Source organism: Allobosea sp. OK403 (genome assembly GCF_900113835.1).
Taxonomy (GTDB): Bacteria; Pseudomonadota; Alphaproteobacteria; order Rhizobiales; family Beijerinckiaceae; genus Allobosea.
The window spans coordinates 82,773-96,901 of sequence record NZ_FOQV01000012.1; the positions used below are offsets into that span (position 1 = coordinate 82,773).

At 65.3% G+C, this 14,129-nt stretch carries 13 protein-coding genes; 4 read left to right on the top strand and 9 right to left on the bottom strand.

What is annotated here, in order from left to right; genetic code table 11:
• Window positions 1–67 precede the first annotated feature (67 nt).
• The 6 genes from BMZ97_RS26480 to BMZ97_RS26505 all read right to left on the bottom strand — a co-directional run bounded on the left by BMZ97_RS26480 (window position 68) and on the right by BMZ97_RS26505 (window position 7,455).
• Entirely contained in the window at window positions 68–1,150 is a 1,083-nt protein-coding gene (locus BMZ97_RS26480; protein WP_092177042.1) for an alpha/beta hydrolase, read from the bottom strand.
• A 364-nt stretch (window positions 1,151–1,514) separates the two neighbouring features.
• Window positions 1,515–3,011, bottom strand: coding sequence for a M81 family metallopeptidase (locus tag BMZ97_RS26485; RefSeq protein WP_092177044.1), 1,497 nt, complete (start codon window positions 3,009–3,011; stop codon window positions 1,515–1,517).
• 62 nt (window positions 3,012–3,073) lie between these two features.
• Window positions 3,074–3,919: an ABC transporter permease gene (locus BMZ97_RS26490; RefSeq protein WP_092177046.1), complete on the bottom strand. Its 846-nt coding sequence runs from the start codon at window positions 3,917–3,919 to the stop codon at window positions 3,074–3,076.
• Window positions 3,920–3,929: 10 nt separating this feature from the next.
• On the bottom strand, window positions 3,930–4,862 hold the full coding sequence (locus BMZ97_RS26495; protein WP_092177048.1) for an ABC transporter permease: 933 nt from the start codon (window positions 4,860–4,862) through the stop codon (window positions 3,930–3,932).
• 31 nt (window positions 4,863–4,893) lie between these two features.
• Window positions 4,894–6,477, bottom strand: coding sequence for an ABC transporter substrate-binding protein (locus tag BMZ97_RS26500; protein ID WP_092177050.1), 1,584 nt, complete (start codon window positions 6,475–6,477; stop codon window positions 4,894–4,896).
• Window positions 6,478–6,576: 99 nt separating this feature from the next.
• A complete protein-coding gene (locus BMZ97_RS26505) occupies window positions 6,577–7,455 on the bottom strand; it encodes a MurR/RpiR family transcriptional regulator (RefSeq protein ID WP_092177052.1) in 879 nt (292 codons plus the stop codon).
• 187 nt (window positions 7,456–7,642) lie between these two features.
• On the opposite strand from BMZ97_RS26505, the gene BMZ97_RS26510 reads away from it, so the two are divergent.
• The gene (locus BMZ97_RS26510; RefSeq protein WP_092177195.1) at window positions 7,643–8,974 is read left to right on the top strand and encodes an NAD(P)/FAD-dependent oxidoreductase; all 1,332 of its coding nucleotides are present in this window, start codon (window positions 7,643–7,645) and stop codon (window positions 8,972–8,974) included.
• Window positions 8,975–9,274: 300 nt separating this feature from the next.
• On the opposite strand, the gene BMZ97_RS26515 is transcribed toward BMZ97_RS26510, so the two are convergent.
• Window positions 9,275–9,649 carry a winged helix-turn-helix transcriptional regulator gene (locus BMZ97_RS26515; protein WP_092177054.1) on the bottom strand — a complete coding sequence of 125 codons (375 nt, stop codon included), beginning with the start codon at window positions 9,647–9,649 and terminating at the stop codon, window positions 9,275–9,277.
• Between the two features lie 143 nt (window positions 9,650–9,792).
• Here BMZ97_RS26515 and BMZ97_RS26520 point away from each other — a divergent pair, with 143 nt between their 5' ends.
• The 3 genes from BMZ97_RS26520 (at window position 9,793) to BMZ97_RS26535 (ending at window position 12,470) form a co-directional block, all read left to right on the top strand.
• Complete coding sequence (locus tag BMZ97_RS26520; RefSeq protein ID WP_092177056.1) at window positions 9,793–10,221, top strand: DoxX family protein; 429 nt, start codon at window positions 9,793–9,795, stop codon at window positions 10,219–10,221.
• A gap of 557 nt (window positions 10,222–10,778) precedes the next feature.
• Window positions 10,779–11,057, top strand: a complete 279-nt coding sequence (locus BMZ97_RS26530) for a metal-sensing transcriptional repressor (RefSeq protein WP_092177060.1) — start codon at window positions 10,779–10,781, stop codon at window positions 11,055–11,057.
• Between the two features lie 42 nt (window positions 11,058–11,099).
• Complete coding sequence (locus BMZ97_RS26535; RefSeq protein WP_092177062.1) at window positions 11,100–12,470, top strand: MFS transporter; 1,371 nt, start codon at window positions 11,100–11,102, stop codon at window positions 12,468–12,470.
• 56 nt (window positions 12,471–12,526) lie between these two features.
• Here BMZ97_RS26535 and BMZ97_RS26540 read toward each other — a convergent pair whose 3' ends face one another.
• Both BMZ97_RS26540 and BMZ97_RS26545 read right to left on the bottom strand, forming a co-directional pair.
• A complete protein-coding gene (locus tag BMZ97_RS26540) occupies window positions 12,527–13,216 on the bottom strand; it encodes an amino acid ABC transporter permease (protein ID WP_092177064.1) in 690 nt (229 codons plus the stop codon).
• A gap of 19 nt (window positions 13,217–13,235) precedes the next feature.
• Complete coding sequence (locus tag BMZ97_RS26545; protein ID WP_092177066.1) at window positions 13,236–13,943, bottom strand: amino acid ABC transporter permease; 708 nt, start codon at window positions 13,941–13,943, stop codon at window positions 13,236–13,238.
• Window positions 13,944–14,129: the final 186 nt, after the last annotated feature.

The following is a 14,129-nucleotide window of genomic DNA, read 5'->3' on the forward strand; positions in this document are numbered from 1 at the left end:
TGGCGGACGCGGCAGTCGATCCAGGAAGGCCGCCTGTGCCGGGTGTTGGCTCAACCGGCGAAAGCGCTCAGTCGAGCTTCTTCTCGGCCAGGAACGTCGTGACCTGATCGGCGATCTCGATGTTGTTCAGGTCCGAGAACGGAAAATGCGTGTTCCCCCGGATCCCGGCCTCGGGAAGGTGAACGAGCCTGACCTGTCCACCATGCTTGTTGACCGTGTCGGCCCAGATCCGCGCCATCTCCAGTCGGCCGCGCCAGGCGTCCTGCGTCGGCACGTCGGTCGGCTTCGCCGGGATGTTGTCGCCGTAAAACACGATGATCGGCAGCTTGGTCAGCGCCATGAAGTCAGCCATCGGAACCGGCACGCCCTCGATCATGTCGAAGGAGGTAGGCACTGGCTTGGGCAGTTCGCCCTGCGGGAAGACGAAGCCGCTGCCCGGCTCGAAGGCAACGATTGCCTTGACGTCGGGGCTCTTGATCGCGGTGAGCCAGCCCGGACCGCCGCTCTGCGAATGCGTCATCAGGATGCCCGGCCCGATCCTGGCGAAGAGCGCTGAGACGCTGTCGGATATCAGGGTGGCGTCGAACGGCCCGGTGTTCGGCGTCATCGCCCGGAAATACTGGTTCAGGGTCTCCGGCTTGCGGTCGAACTGGACGCCGTCGAAATAGTTCGGCCAGATGCCTATACGGAATTGGCCGAACCAGAACTGTTCGTCGGGCGTGGGCTTCAGCGTCGCCTCGACGGTACTGCGGCCCGCATTGCCGCGCCGTGGCTGGTCGATGAGATAGGTTGCGAAGCGGCGTCGCAGGAAGATGTTCTGGAAACCCTCGCGCCCGTCCGGCGTCGTCTCCCAGGTCTTCGAGAACTGGCCCGCGCCATGCCACATCACGATGGGCAGGCTGCGGGCGTTCACCGGCACTTGGTAGAATGCGTAGAGATGGTCGCCGTGGAAGGTCTGTCCCATCGGCGCCAAGGGTTTGAGCGGATCGAATGTGCCCGGCGCGGTCGTGACGGAGCCGCCGACGGCGAAGCTGCCCTGGTCTTGAATGAGGACCGGCTCGGTGCGCGCGGCCTGCTGGGCGGCTGTAGGCAGCGATACCAGTATGGCGGCGCCTATCAGGAGCGCCGTCCCAGAAGTGCGTTTTGTCATTGCAGGCATCGGTCCCTCGGTCGCTATCAGCGTCCGGTGAACCTAACGGCCCGGGCAGTGTTCGATTAGGCGCCTAAACCCACTAGGACCAATTAGTCCGCCTAATAAATCATTAGCTTCGCAGTTTCGATAAATGTCCGCTTTGCGCCCTGCCGCGAGAGCGGCTTAATCCATTGGCGCCTCGCCGGCATCGGACAAGTCGGCATTCGGGCAAATCTTGGCGCGCTGGCCGGTGGGCGGCTAGGCGCGGAGCTGACCGCAATCCGGCTGTGCGAGGACAGCTCGGCGCGACAGGCGGGGATGGGCCGGCAATCGCCCCTTCCGGCCTTCGGGCCGGCTGAGCGGGCGGCGAACCGGCCGTCATTCACCGAGCCGCACAATCGCGATCGAGCGGGAAGATCGGCCGGCGGGCGCGCCGATAGGGCAGCTTCGTCAGGTCCGGCGTGCACAGCGCGCCGCTGTCGCAGACGATCACCTTGCCGGCGATCGGCTCGAAGGCGGCGCGGAAATGCTGCATCGACTTCAGCGCCACCACGCGCTTGGCGGCGGGGTCGATGCCGAAGGCGCGGAATTGCTGCAGGTCGTTCATCTGCGCCCGGATCGTGGTGACCAGGATCTCGATGTCGCCGACGCGCAGCACGGCGCAGGGCCCCCAGCTCGCATGGAGGCCGCCGAGCATCGGGCCGTCGCCGACATAGTTGCCCGCGCTCAGGCTGACGAGCGTGCCGGTGAGGGCAAGCGGCCCGCCGCCGATCTCGGGGTCGACCTTGCCGCCGAGCCGGACCGAAACCGTCGCGCCCGGCTGCGCCCGGTGCAGTTCGGCCGCGGCTTCCGGATCGACGATCGGGCCAAAGCAGGCGTCTTTCAAACCGGCCTCGATCATGGCTTTCAAAAGCCCGGTCGCGTCGCCATAGCCGCCGCCGCCGGGATTGTCGGCGTAATCGGCGATGATCAGCGGGCCCGATGTCGCGACATAGGCGGCCGCCTCCGCAACGGCCTCTGCCACCGTGAGGAAGGGCGTCACCATCTCGAAGCGGCGCTGCCACATGTCGTCGACCAGCGCCTCGGCGAAGCCGCGATGGCGCGCAAGATCGCCCTCGCAGGTGACGAGCACGGTCGGGCCGACCTCGGCGATATCGGCATTGCCGAAGCCGCCATTGACGCTGACGGCGAAGACGCCGGGCTCCTGCTCATAGGCCTTCGCCTTGGCGATGCGCGCGACCATCGGGCCGATATCGGTGCGCCCGCCATTGACCTCCTCCAGCATCGGCCGCTCGGCGCGCAGCGTTACCGGCCTGATCTCGCCCACCATGGCGCGCTGCAGGATGCCCGCTGCCAGCCGCCCTGTCTCGCGGACATCGACATGCGGATAGGTCTTGTAGGAGACGACGATCTCGGCGAGCTCCGTCATCGCCCGGGTGACATTGGCATGAGGGTCGAGCGTGACGCCGATCGGCACTTTCGGGCCGAGCACGGCGCGCAGCCGCTTGAGCAATTCGCCTTCGCCATCCTCGCAGAACTCCGTCACCATCGCGCCATGCAGGCCCAGCAGCACGCCGTCGATCGTCCCGGCATGGGCCTTGGCCGCTTCGATGATGACATTGGCGATGCGGTCGAAGGCATCGCGCGTCACCGGGCCCGAGGGCTGGGCCGCGGCGCTGATCGCATGGATCACCCGCCAGCCGGCCGGGCGGCCGATATCGAGGAAGCCGGCGATCGGCGTATTGGCCTCGCCGCGCTCAGTGATGGCGGCGTCGCCCAGCCTGATGCCGCGATCCGTGAAGGCGGCGTAATCGGCCGGGCAGCGGCTGAAGGTGTTGCTCTCATGTGAGAACTCGGCGGTCAGCACGGTGAAGCTCATGGCGTTCCCTGGGGTCCCTGATGATTGTCTTGGATGCGGTTCTTGTGGAGTGGTGCGGGGCGTCAGCCGTCGCGCAGCGAGGCGCGGATATCGAGCGCCTCGATCAGCGCGTCCCCGAACAGGTTGATGGCGATCACGGTGGTGGCGATGACGAGGCCGGGAAAGATGATGATCCAGGGCGCGATGAAGATCTGCGCCGTGCCCGAGCTCATCATCGCCCCCCAGCTCGGCACCGGCGGCTGCGCGCCGAGCCCGAAGAAGCCCAGCGTCGCCTCGAGCACGATGGCATCGCCCGTCGCCAGCATGCCGGCGACGATGACCGGGGTCATCGCATTGGGCAGGAGATGGCGGAAGAGCACGCGGCCGGGATGGGCGCCGGCCGCCACCGCCGCATCGACGAAGAGCTCGCCCTTGAGCGACATCACCTGCGCCCGCGTCAATCGGGTGAACTGGGCGAGATAGGCGATCGCGATGGCGATCGCGGTGGAATGCAGCCCCGGCCCCAGGATCGCGATCAGGATCAGCGCCAGCAGGATCTCGGGAAAGGACCAGGTCAGGTCGACGATGACGGTCACGGCCCGGTCGAACAGGCCGCCGAAATAGCCGGCGGCGGCGCCAAGCGTCGCGCCTGCGACCACCGACAGCGCGATCGAGAGCACGCTGACGCTGAGCGAGGTGCGCGCGCCCTGGATGATGCGCGAGAGCAGGTCGCGCCCGAATTCGTCGGTGCCGAGCCAATGCGCCGGGGAGGGCGGCGTATTGGCGATCGAGAGCTGCTGGGCCGCATAGTCGTAAGGCGCGATCCACGGCGCGAAGATGGCGCAGAAGACGAGCGCGATCAGGAACAGCGCGCAGATGGCGCCGCGCGGCGAGCGGGCGAGGCGGGCGGGCAGCGACAGACGGCTCATCTTGTAGCCCTCATCTTGCACCCATGGCTTCGCGCAGGCGCGGATCGAGCGCCGCCTGGGCGAGATCGCCAAGCAGCGTGCCGAGCATCACCGCGATGGCGAGCATCAACAGGCAGCCCTGCACCAGCGGATAGTCGCGCTGGCCGAGCGCTGTGATCAAAAGCGAGCCGAGGCCCGGCCGGGCGAAGACATATTCGACGGTGACGGCGCCGCCGAGAATCCAGCCGATGCGCAGGCCCAGGATCGTCATCACCGGCAGCATCGCCTGCTGCAGCACGTGGCGCAGCTGGATGCGCCAGAAGGGCAGGCCCTTGGCGTGGAGCACGCGCACGAAATCGCGGCTGGCGATCTCGATTATCGCGGCACGGGTGACGCGGGCGATCAGCGCGGTGCCGCCGATGCCGATGGTCAGCGCCGGCAGGACCAGCGCGTCCCAACTGCGCGCGCCGGAAACCGGGAACCATTCGAATTGCACGGCGAACATCAGGATCATCAGCAGCGCCAGCCAGAAGCTCGGCAGCGTCGAGCCGAGCAGGATGAAGCCCATCACCACCCGGTCGAACAGGCTGTCGCGGAAGGAGGCGGCGAGCACGCCGGTGACGATCCCCACCGTGGTGGAGAAGATCAGCGCCGCGCCGCCGAGCGCCAGGCTGTGCGGCATGTTCTCCGCGATCAACCGCGCGACCGGCTGGCGCATCACGATGGCGTCGCCGAGATCGCCCGTGACGACCTTGGCGAGCCAGCGCCCGTATTGCACGAGCAGCGGCTGATCGAGGCCGTAGCGGGCGATCATCTGTGCCCGCTGCTCGGGCGAGGAGCCGACCTGGATCAGATGCTCCAGCGGATCGCCCGGCACGAGATGGATGATCATGAAGATCACCAGCGAGACGGCGAGGAACACCGGCACCAACATGGCGAGCCGCCGGATCGCGAAATGCAGCAAGGCGCTCTCCCCTCCGCGGCCGGGACTGGGCTCAGTTCGCCGGAGCGATATCGAGCATGGTCGGTCCGTAGAGCCCGGTGCCGCGGATCACCTGGGGCAAGGTGATGCGCTTGCCATAGGCCAGGCTCTGCGCCGGCTGGTAGATCGGCGCGAACGGGTACTGCGACAGCACATATTCATGATAGCGGGTGAAGTTCGCGACGCGCTCCTCCCAGGTCTTGGACTTGTTCATGGCGATATCGTTCAGCCGCTCGGCTTCCGGGTCGTTGAACATCGAGACATTGGGGTAGCCGGCGCGCTTGGCGGCGAAGAACCAGTCGACGATGTCGGCATTGGTCCACTGATAGGCGCGGATCGCGAGCTGATGCTCGGTCTTCTTGCGGTACTGCGCGTTGATCGAGCCGGCATCGATGATGCTGATGTCGGCCTGCATGCCGACAGCCTTGAGCTGGGCCTGGACGATCTCGACGAGGCGCTTGAACTCGGTGCCGTTCTGGGTCCAGAGCTTGACCTCGAGGCGCTTGCCGTCCTTGACGCGGATGCCGTCGGGGCCTGCCTTCCAGCCGGCTGCGTCGAACAGCTTCTTCGAGCGTTCGGGATCGTAGGAGATCTTGTATTTCGGGTCGACCTGCGCCTCCTTCAGCGAGGAGATCAGGAAGGTGTCGGCCGCCGCGCCATTGCCGCCATAGAGGCTGGTCAGGATCTCCTTTTGGTTGACGGCGAAGGCGGTCGCCTCGCGCAGCCTGACATCGGTGAACGGCTCGACGCTGGTGTTGATCGGCATATAGACCAGCTCGTTGCCGGGAAAGGTGACGAGCTTCACCGCCTTGTCGGCCTGGATGCGCGGCAGGAAGTCGGTGGGGACATTGACCAGCATGTCGGCGCCGCCGGTCTTCAATTCGAGATAGGCGGTCGATTCCTCGGCGATTTCGCGGAAGGTCAGCTTCTTGAACTTCGCCGGCCCCTTGTTGGCCGAGAGGTCGGAGGCCCAGGCATAGTCGTCATTGCGCACCAGCACGGTCTGCTGGCCGACGCTGAACTGCTGCATCTTGTAGGGGCCGGTGCCGATGGCCTCGGTCACGCCGAATTTGTCGCCGAGCGCCGTGTAGGATTTGGGCTCGGGAATGCACATGAAGGATGTGGCGAGGTTGAACAGCAGGTTCGGGTCGGGGTGCTTCATGTGGAAGCGCACGGTCAGATCGTCGACGACCTCGACACGCTCGATCGCCTCGACGGTGAAGGCGTTCTCGGTGCCCTTGAACTGCGGCACCCACCATTCGATCGTGCGGGCGTTGAACGGCTCGCCATTGTGGAACTTGACGCCGGGCTTCAGCTTGAAGGTCCATTGCATGCCGTCGGGGCTGGCTTCCCAGGAGGAGGCGAGCTGGCCATGGAAGCTCTGGTCGGCATCCTGCACGACGAGACGGTCGAAGATCAGCGTCGTCGCGGTGTTGAGCTTGGTCGCCTTGGTCGGGTTGTAGGTCGGCGCACCGACGAGGCGCGCGGTCATCACGAAGGTCGCCTCCTGCGCCTGGGCGGTGGTTGCGGCCATGCCTGTGAGGCTCAAGCCCGCCAAGCCCAAGGCCAGCAGGCTGCGTGTCATCATCGTCTTCATCCCGTTTCCCCTTTTTGTCGTGAGATGCTGCGCAAGCATGGAAGTCATTGAAGGCCAGGAAGGCTTGGAAGGCATGGAAGGCTTGGAAGGCGGCGCCCCTCAGTCGAGCGGGCCCGTGTTGTCGCCGACATGGCCGGTGAAGCGGCCATAGAGCTCCGCCATCCGGTTCAGCCGCTGCTCGACCTGCGGGCCGAGCTCGACGAAGACGGCGTTGATCATGAGGTTGCTCAGGCTCGCCATCTGGGCGGTCGAGTCCCAGAACAGGTTGAACTCTGTCGAGACCACCAGCATCTCGTCGACCAGCCCGCGCCCCCAGTCGCAGAAGGAATCGGTGACGAGCGTGGTGGCGATGCCGGCGGCCTTGGCTTCCCGCGCCAGCACTTTTGCCATGCGCGAATAGCGCCGCGCCTCGAAGATCACCAGGCAGCGCCCGGGCTCGTCCGGCAGCAGCAGCTCGGAGAAATTGCCGGCGGCGAGGTCGACCAGATGCACGCCGTCGCGCAGATACTGGAGCTGGTTGGCGAGGTATTGCGCCAGCCCGCGCTCGGTCTGGAAGCCGGTGATGTAGACTGTGGGCGCGCTGGCGAGCCGGCGCGCCACGCGCTTCCACTCCTCGCTCTGGGCGAGCTCGTAGAGCCTGACGAGGCCGGCGATCTCGAGCTCGAGGCTGCGCGCCAGCTGGTCGTCGCCAGCACGGCTGCGCTGCTGGAAATCGCGCAGCCGGTCGCTGATCAGCCAGGGGCTGTCGCCGATCTCATCGGCCAGGCTCGCCTTGAGATCCTTCAGGCTCCTGTAGCCGAGCGTCCGGCAGAAGCGCCCGACCGTCGGCTCGCTCAACGAAACCTTCTCGGCCAGGCTCGCCGCCGTCTCGAAGGGCAGGCTCGGCATCCGCGCCAGCATGTAGCTCGCCAGCGCCTTGTCGGCGCGGGAGCCGCTGGCGAGGCAGGCCTGCAATCTCTGGCGGAGTGTCTGCGACATCGGAACTCCCGGCGATGTCTTAATGAAGAAATTTTTCTATCACGCTGTCAAAGGATTTTTATTTTCTTGCAAATCATGGCGGTTTGAGGCTCGTCTGGGGTCATGCCACAGGCAGCGATGCCCGCGGCGGCTATGCCCAAGCCGCTGCTGATTGTCGGGGCGAATGGAGACGGGTCTGACCGGCGCGATGACGACTGCAACAGGACTGGCCCAGACAGAGCAGGCCGAAACCGGACAGGCCCAGCCACGCCAAGCCGGCTCGCGACAGGCGCAGGCACGGCAAGTCGACGTGATCGTGCTCGGGGCCGGCATCATCGGCGTCAGCGCGGCCCTGCATCTGCAGGAGCGCGGCCGCAGCGTCCTGCTGGTCGATCGCGGTGAACCGGGAGGCGAAACCAGCCATGGCAATGCCGGGCTGATCGAGCGCTCCTCCGTCGTGCCCTACGCCTTCCCGCGCGATCTCGCGACGCTTGCCGCCTTCGCCTCGAACCGCTCCATCGCCGTGCGCTACCGGCCGGCGACGCTCTTGCGGATGGCGCCGTGGCTGGCGCGCTACTGGTGGAATTCGGCGCCCGGCCGGCTCGAGCGGCAGGGCCGTGCCATCCTGCCGCTGATCGAACGCTGCATCGACGAGCACCGGCGCTGGACGGCGGCCGCCGGCACGCAGGCGCTGATGCGCGGGGAGGGCTGGATCGAGCTCTACCGCAGCCCGCGCGCGCTCGGGCAGGCGGTTTCCGCCGCGGCGGGCTTGCACGGCTATGGACTCACCTATGACGTGCTGGACCCTGAGACCCTGCGCGCCCTGGAGCCCGCCTTGCTGCCCGGCACAGCGACCGGCGCCTTGCACTGGCGCGACCCCGTCACCGTCAGCGATCCCGGCGCGGTGACGCGCGCCTATGCCGGCTTGTTCGCCGCACGCGGCGGCACGCTGGTGCAGGCGGACGCGCTGGAGCTGCGCCAGGAGGGTGCGCAATGGCGCCTGCCGACCGCGGCCGGAGACTGGCGGGCGGCGGAGGTCGTCGTCGCGCTCGGGCCCTGGTCGGGCGATCTCTACGAGCGTTTCGGCTATCGCTTCCCGCTCGCCTTCAAGCGCGGCTACCACATGCATTACGCGGCCGTGAACGAGGCTGTGCCGCAGCATCCGCTTTGTGATGCGCAGGCCGGTTTCGTGCTGAGCGCGATGCAGCGCGGCATTCGCCTGACCACCGGCATCGAGCTTGCCGGCCGCGACGAGCCCTCGGATAGCTGGCAGCTCGACCAGGCGGAAACGGTCGCGCGGCGGATCATGCCGCTGGGCCAGCGACTGGATGCGCAGCCCTGGCGCGGCGCGCGGCCCTGCCTGCCCGACATGCTGCCTGTCATCGGCCCGGCTTCCCGCCATCGCGGCCTGTGGTTCGCCTTCGGCCACGCCCATCACGGCTTCACCCTGGGGCCAGCCACCGGGCGGCTCCTGGCGGAAGCGATGACAGGCGCACCGGCCTTCTGCGACCTCAAGCCCTTCGCGGCTGATCGCTTCTAGGGGATCGGTCCAGGCGCGGACCGGCCCGACGCTGAAAGCGGGCGACGGCAGCACGGGCAGAGCATCTGTCTTGAACGCCGAGAGAATGCCTGTTCCCGCCCCAACGGGAGCGCCGCTTGGGCGGCGTGAACCCGATGCCGGACTTTGCTCTGCACATAGTTCGGCTCTGCAAGGAGCTCGGCCATGAGGTTCCAGGTGCCAGCCTGACGCGGTACGTAACGGAGATGGGCGCGTCATAGAGGCATGATGCCTGCCGGCTGCCTTGAGCGCCCGGGAGAAGGGCAGGGCGCCCGGCTCTCGTCAGCGCCGCTTGCGGCCCCTCATGGTCGGTCGCTCCGGCACGGTTTGGCCGTGCTCCTGCCACCAGGCCGTCAACGCCTCGATCGTCGGGCCGAGCCCTCGCGCTTTGGGGGTGATCTCATACTCGACCTTGGGCGGGACTTGCGCGAACACCGTGCGTGAGACCAGACCGTCGGCTTCGAGCTCGCGCAGCTGCGCCGTCAGCATGTGCTGGGTGATGCCGGGGATCGCCTTGCGCAGCTCCCCGAAGCGGTAGGTGCGCTGGTGGAGAAGCCACATGATCTCCAGCTTCCACTTGCCCGAGAGCAGCGCGAAGGCCCGGCGCATCTCGTCCTGCATGGTGAAGTCGCCATTGGCCATGGTCAGGTTTTCCATACTAAGAGACAGTAATTCATCCTACTTGTGGAGATTAACATTGTCCGCAATTTTGCTTGTATCGACAAGCCGTTCGTTGATTTGAGCTGCTCTACAGAAACATTTCGATTGGAGAATGCTGCCTTCGCAGCAGATGAGAACTCATGTCCGCACAATACATCTATTGGGCAAGCACCGCATTGCTGTTGCTCTTATATGCCTCGTCCGCATTCCTTTACCTGACCAAGGGCGCCTGGGTCCGCGAGGCCCTGGCGGGGCTTGGATATCCCGCTTATCTCGTCCAGCTCATGATCGTCGTGAAGATCCTGGGGCCGATCGCGATCCTCTGGCGTCTAAGCCCGTTTCTGAGCGATCTCGCCTATGCCGGCATGCTCTATCACCTGCTGCTCTCGGGCCTGGCCCATCTTGGCGTGCGCAAGCCACTGGCGGCAGTGCCGGCGGTCGTGGGCCTCATGCTCCTGGCCGCATCGTTCTACACCCAGAACGCCGCCCGCGAGACCCCGTCGCCCTATGCACCGATGCGGTTCGAGCGTTCGGCGGCACATGGCCACGCAACCGAACGGGCGTCGTGATGGCTCGCCTGAGCGGAGCGGTCGTCATCGTCAGCGGCGCGGGCCGCGACATTGGCTCTTCACATGCGGGGGGTCTGCTGTCCCGGAGCTCATTCGCAAACACGTCGATGGAGGCAGATGCACGGACGGAGCAGTGGCTGCGCCCCTTGCAGGCCGGCGAAGCGTCGGACAGCACGGACAATCAGAAAGCTGCGAGTGCGACCACGCCCGCCATCATGTCAGGAACTGAGTGCTGACCTGCTCACCGGGCGGTGACGAAGCGTGCCCACCTCCTCATCGCTGATCGGTGTCAAAGGCGGATCGAAGGCCTCGCGCAGGCGCATGACAAGCGATTGTGCCCATAGCGCATTCCAGACAAGACCACCGTGATCATCCGCCCGCTCGTAGCATCCTTGCTGCCGCGAACGCGCCGGAAGCGGTCAAGAGCGCCATCGCCTTCGGCGGTCGGCACGCCTTCATCGCCAGCCGCGCCGCGGCCGGCCTTGTCGCTCTTCTCCTTGCCGCCGCCGCGCGCGATCGCTTTGACAGTATCCTATCCAGGGGGATACGATGCGGCGATGTCAGAACCGCATATCCACGCCAGCCATCCCGACATCGCCACGCGGCTGAAGCGGGCCGAAGGCGAGCTGCGCAAGCTCATCGAGATGACCGAGGCGGGGTGCAACTGCCTCGACATCGCCCAGCAGCTGCAGGTGGTCGAAAGCGCCGTCGGTGGCGCCAAGAGGACGCTGGTCCAGGACCATCTTGACCACTGCCTCGAGCATGCCGCCGGCACGCTGTCGCGTGATCAGCGCCAGTCGATCGATGCGTTCAAGGCCATCACCAAATATCTCTGACCCCGCAGCATTCCCGACCCGCTATCAGGCAAGATTGATCTCATGCTCGCCGTTCTGGCCAACCGCACATATGGTCGCCTCTTTCTCGCGCAGATCATCGCGCTGCTCGGTACAGGGCTGCTGACGGTCGCGCTCGGGCTGCTCGCCTTCAACCTCGCCGGCGACAAGGCGGGCACGGTTCTGGGCACCGCGCTGGCGATCAAGATGGTCGCCTACGTCACCGTCGCGCCGGTTGTGGGGGCTTTTGCGGCTCAGCTACCGCGCAAGGCCTTCCTGATCGCGATGGACCTGGTCCGGGCGGCCATTGCCCTGCTGCTGCCCTTCATCACCGAGATCTGGCAGATCTACGTCCTGATCTTTCTGCTGCAGTCGGCTTCGGCCGCCTTCACGCCGACCTTCCAGGCGACCATCCCCGACGTGCTGCCCGACGAGAACGACTACACCAAGGCGCTCTCCCTCTCCCGGCTGTCCTATGATCTGGAGAGCCTGACCAGTCCGATGCTGGCAGCCGCGCTGCTGACGCTGATCAACTATCATTGGCTGTTCTCCGGCACGGTCGTGGGGTTCCTCGCCTCGGCTGCGCTCGTGCTCTCGGTGACGCTGCCGGTTTCGCCGGCGACGGCACGGGCGGGCGGCATCTACGACAAGACCACGCGCGGCATGCGGATCTATCTGGCCACGCCGCGCCTGCGTGGCCTGCTCGCGCTCAACATGGCCGCCGCCACCGGCGGCGCGATGGTGATCGTCAACACGGTCGTGTTCGTGAAGGGGCGCCTCGGGCTCGGCGACGGCCAGGTCGCGCTCGCGCTGGCCTGCTTCGGCGGCGGTTCGATGATCGCTGCGCTGGCCCTGCCGCACCTGCTGGAGAAGCTTGCCGATCGACGGGTCATGTTCACGGCCGCGATCTATCTCGGCTGCGTGCTGCTGATCGCGGCCGCATTCCTGTTCGCGGTCGATGGCATCGGCATCTCGGCCGCAACGACAGCTGCGAGCGCCGGCCTCTGGCCGGGGCTGCTGGCGACATGGCTCTTGCTCGGCCTGGGCTATTCGGCTGTCCAGACGCCCTCCGGCAGGCTGCTCCGCCGCTCCGCCCACGCCGCCGATCGTCCGGCCGTCTTCGCCGCCCAGTTCGCATTATCCCATGCCTGCTGGCTGATCACCTATCCTCTGGCTGGATGGCTCGGCGCGGCATTGCCCGTCTCCCTGACCTTCGGCCTCTTCGCGCTGCTCACGCTGGTCTCGGTGGTCGTCGCCAGGCGTGTCTGGCCGTCCGATGAAATCGGCGACATCGCCCACAGCCATGACGACCTGCCCGCCGACCATCCCCACCTCGCAGGCATCGACGACAACGGCCACGCCCATGCCTTCGTCATCGACGATCTTCACGAGGAGTGGCCGGAGCGGACGGGCTGAACCTGGGTGCGGCCGTTGTCATGGACTGGGCGATAGGATCTCAGTGAGGCTACCCTTCACCAGACCCGAAGGGCTCGCTCCGTCCTGTCGGCGAGTTGCGTGACGATATAGGCGATCACCATGTAGATCACCACGGCGATCAAGAAGGCTTCGAGGTAATAGAAATTCAACGCAGCCGTCAGTTGCGATTGCGCAAATATATCGACGACCTCGATTGCGAAGCCAAGAGACAGTGCCTTCATGATCACCATGATCGAGCTGGCAAGGTCAGGTATTGCTGAGACGACTACTTGCGGGAACAGGATTCGCCGGAACAATTGGCTGTTTTTGTAGCCTAGTGAATGCGCGGCGTCTGACTGGCCCGTGTCAAAGGAGTTCAGGGCTCCCTTGACGATCTCCGCCTGGAACGCAGCCATGCAGGCGATCAGGGACACGACGAGGATGACCCAGTTGGATGTTGTGTGACCGTTGAGCGTCACCCCGACCAGTGAACCAAGGAACTGAATGACTGCGGGAAGACTATAATAGACGAGAAAGATCACGATGACCTTTGGGACGCCCTTGAAGACGACCTTGTAGGCCACGACGAATTCCCGCAGGACTGGTATCCGTCGATGCTCAACGAGCGCAAACAGGCCGCCTATGATCGTCGAGACGACGAAGACGATGAGCGCCATGGCGAGTGTCACGGGCACGGCGCCGATGATATCCCGGAAATCGGGAAGCAGAACATCCATATCAAACATAGTCTGATCGACCTCTCTGTCAGGCGCTCGCCATGAGCGTGGTCTTGATCGGCGCCGCGTTCGGTACGTACATCGAGGAGCGACGCTCGAAGAAGCGTACGGCGAGCCACACAATCAGGCACATTGCTGAATAGATAACCGCGAGAACAAGATACGTTTGAAATTGATATTGATTATAATCCCGCTCCATAATCAAATGTGCGGTCGCCATAACGTCGGCCGCGCCTATATACATGACGAGGGCGACGTTATGGATCATATATATCAGTGAATTTCCGTATCCCGGCAGCGCGATGTGAATCGTTTGCGGGCCGACGACGCGGAAGATCTTCTGCCGAAAGCTGTATCCCAGGCTGTCGGCGGCGTCGTGCTGCCCGCGGTCTACGGCCAGATAGGCAGGCCGCATGACCTCCGACAGATAACCGCCATGGTAGAGGCTCAGCCCCAACATCGAAGCCGCCGTGGCCGACAGAAAATCCGGGACGCCGAACAGGCCTGCCAAGACGGGAAGCCCGTAGAACGCGACGAACAGCTGCAGGACGACGGGGACGCTACGTGCATATGACACGTAAAGGTCGGCCAGCTGACTGATCACGGGTACCCTGCGGACCCGGAATGTTGTCGCGACCAGAGCCAGGCAGAACCCGGCCAGCAGGGCCACGAACATGATGGCGAGCGTCAGCGGCAATGCCGAGAGGAGCTCGGGTATCATTGCAGATATGTCCACAAGGCTCACTTCGAAACACTCCCTCTCGCAATGTCCGGGCTTGATCGTGACCGTATGATGGTTCGCTTGAAGCGCCGGACCAAAAACGGGAAACCGGTTTTCGGTGCGGCGCTTGATCTAGAGCATTTTCGAGCGAAGTGGACACCGGTTCGCGTGAAGAAAATGCGATAAAACAAATAGTTAGAG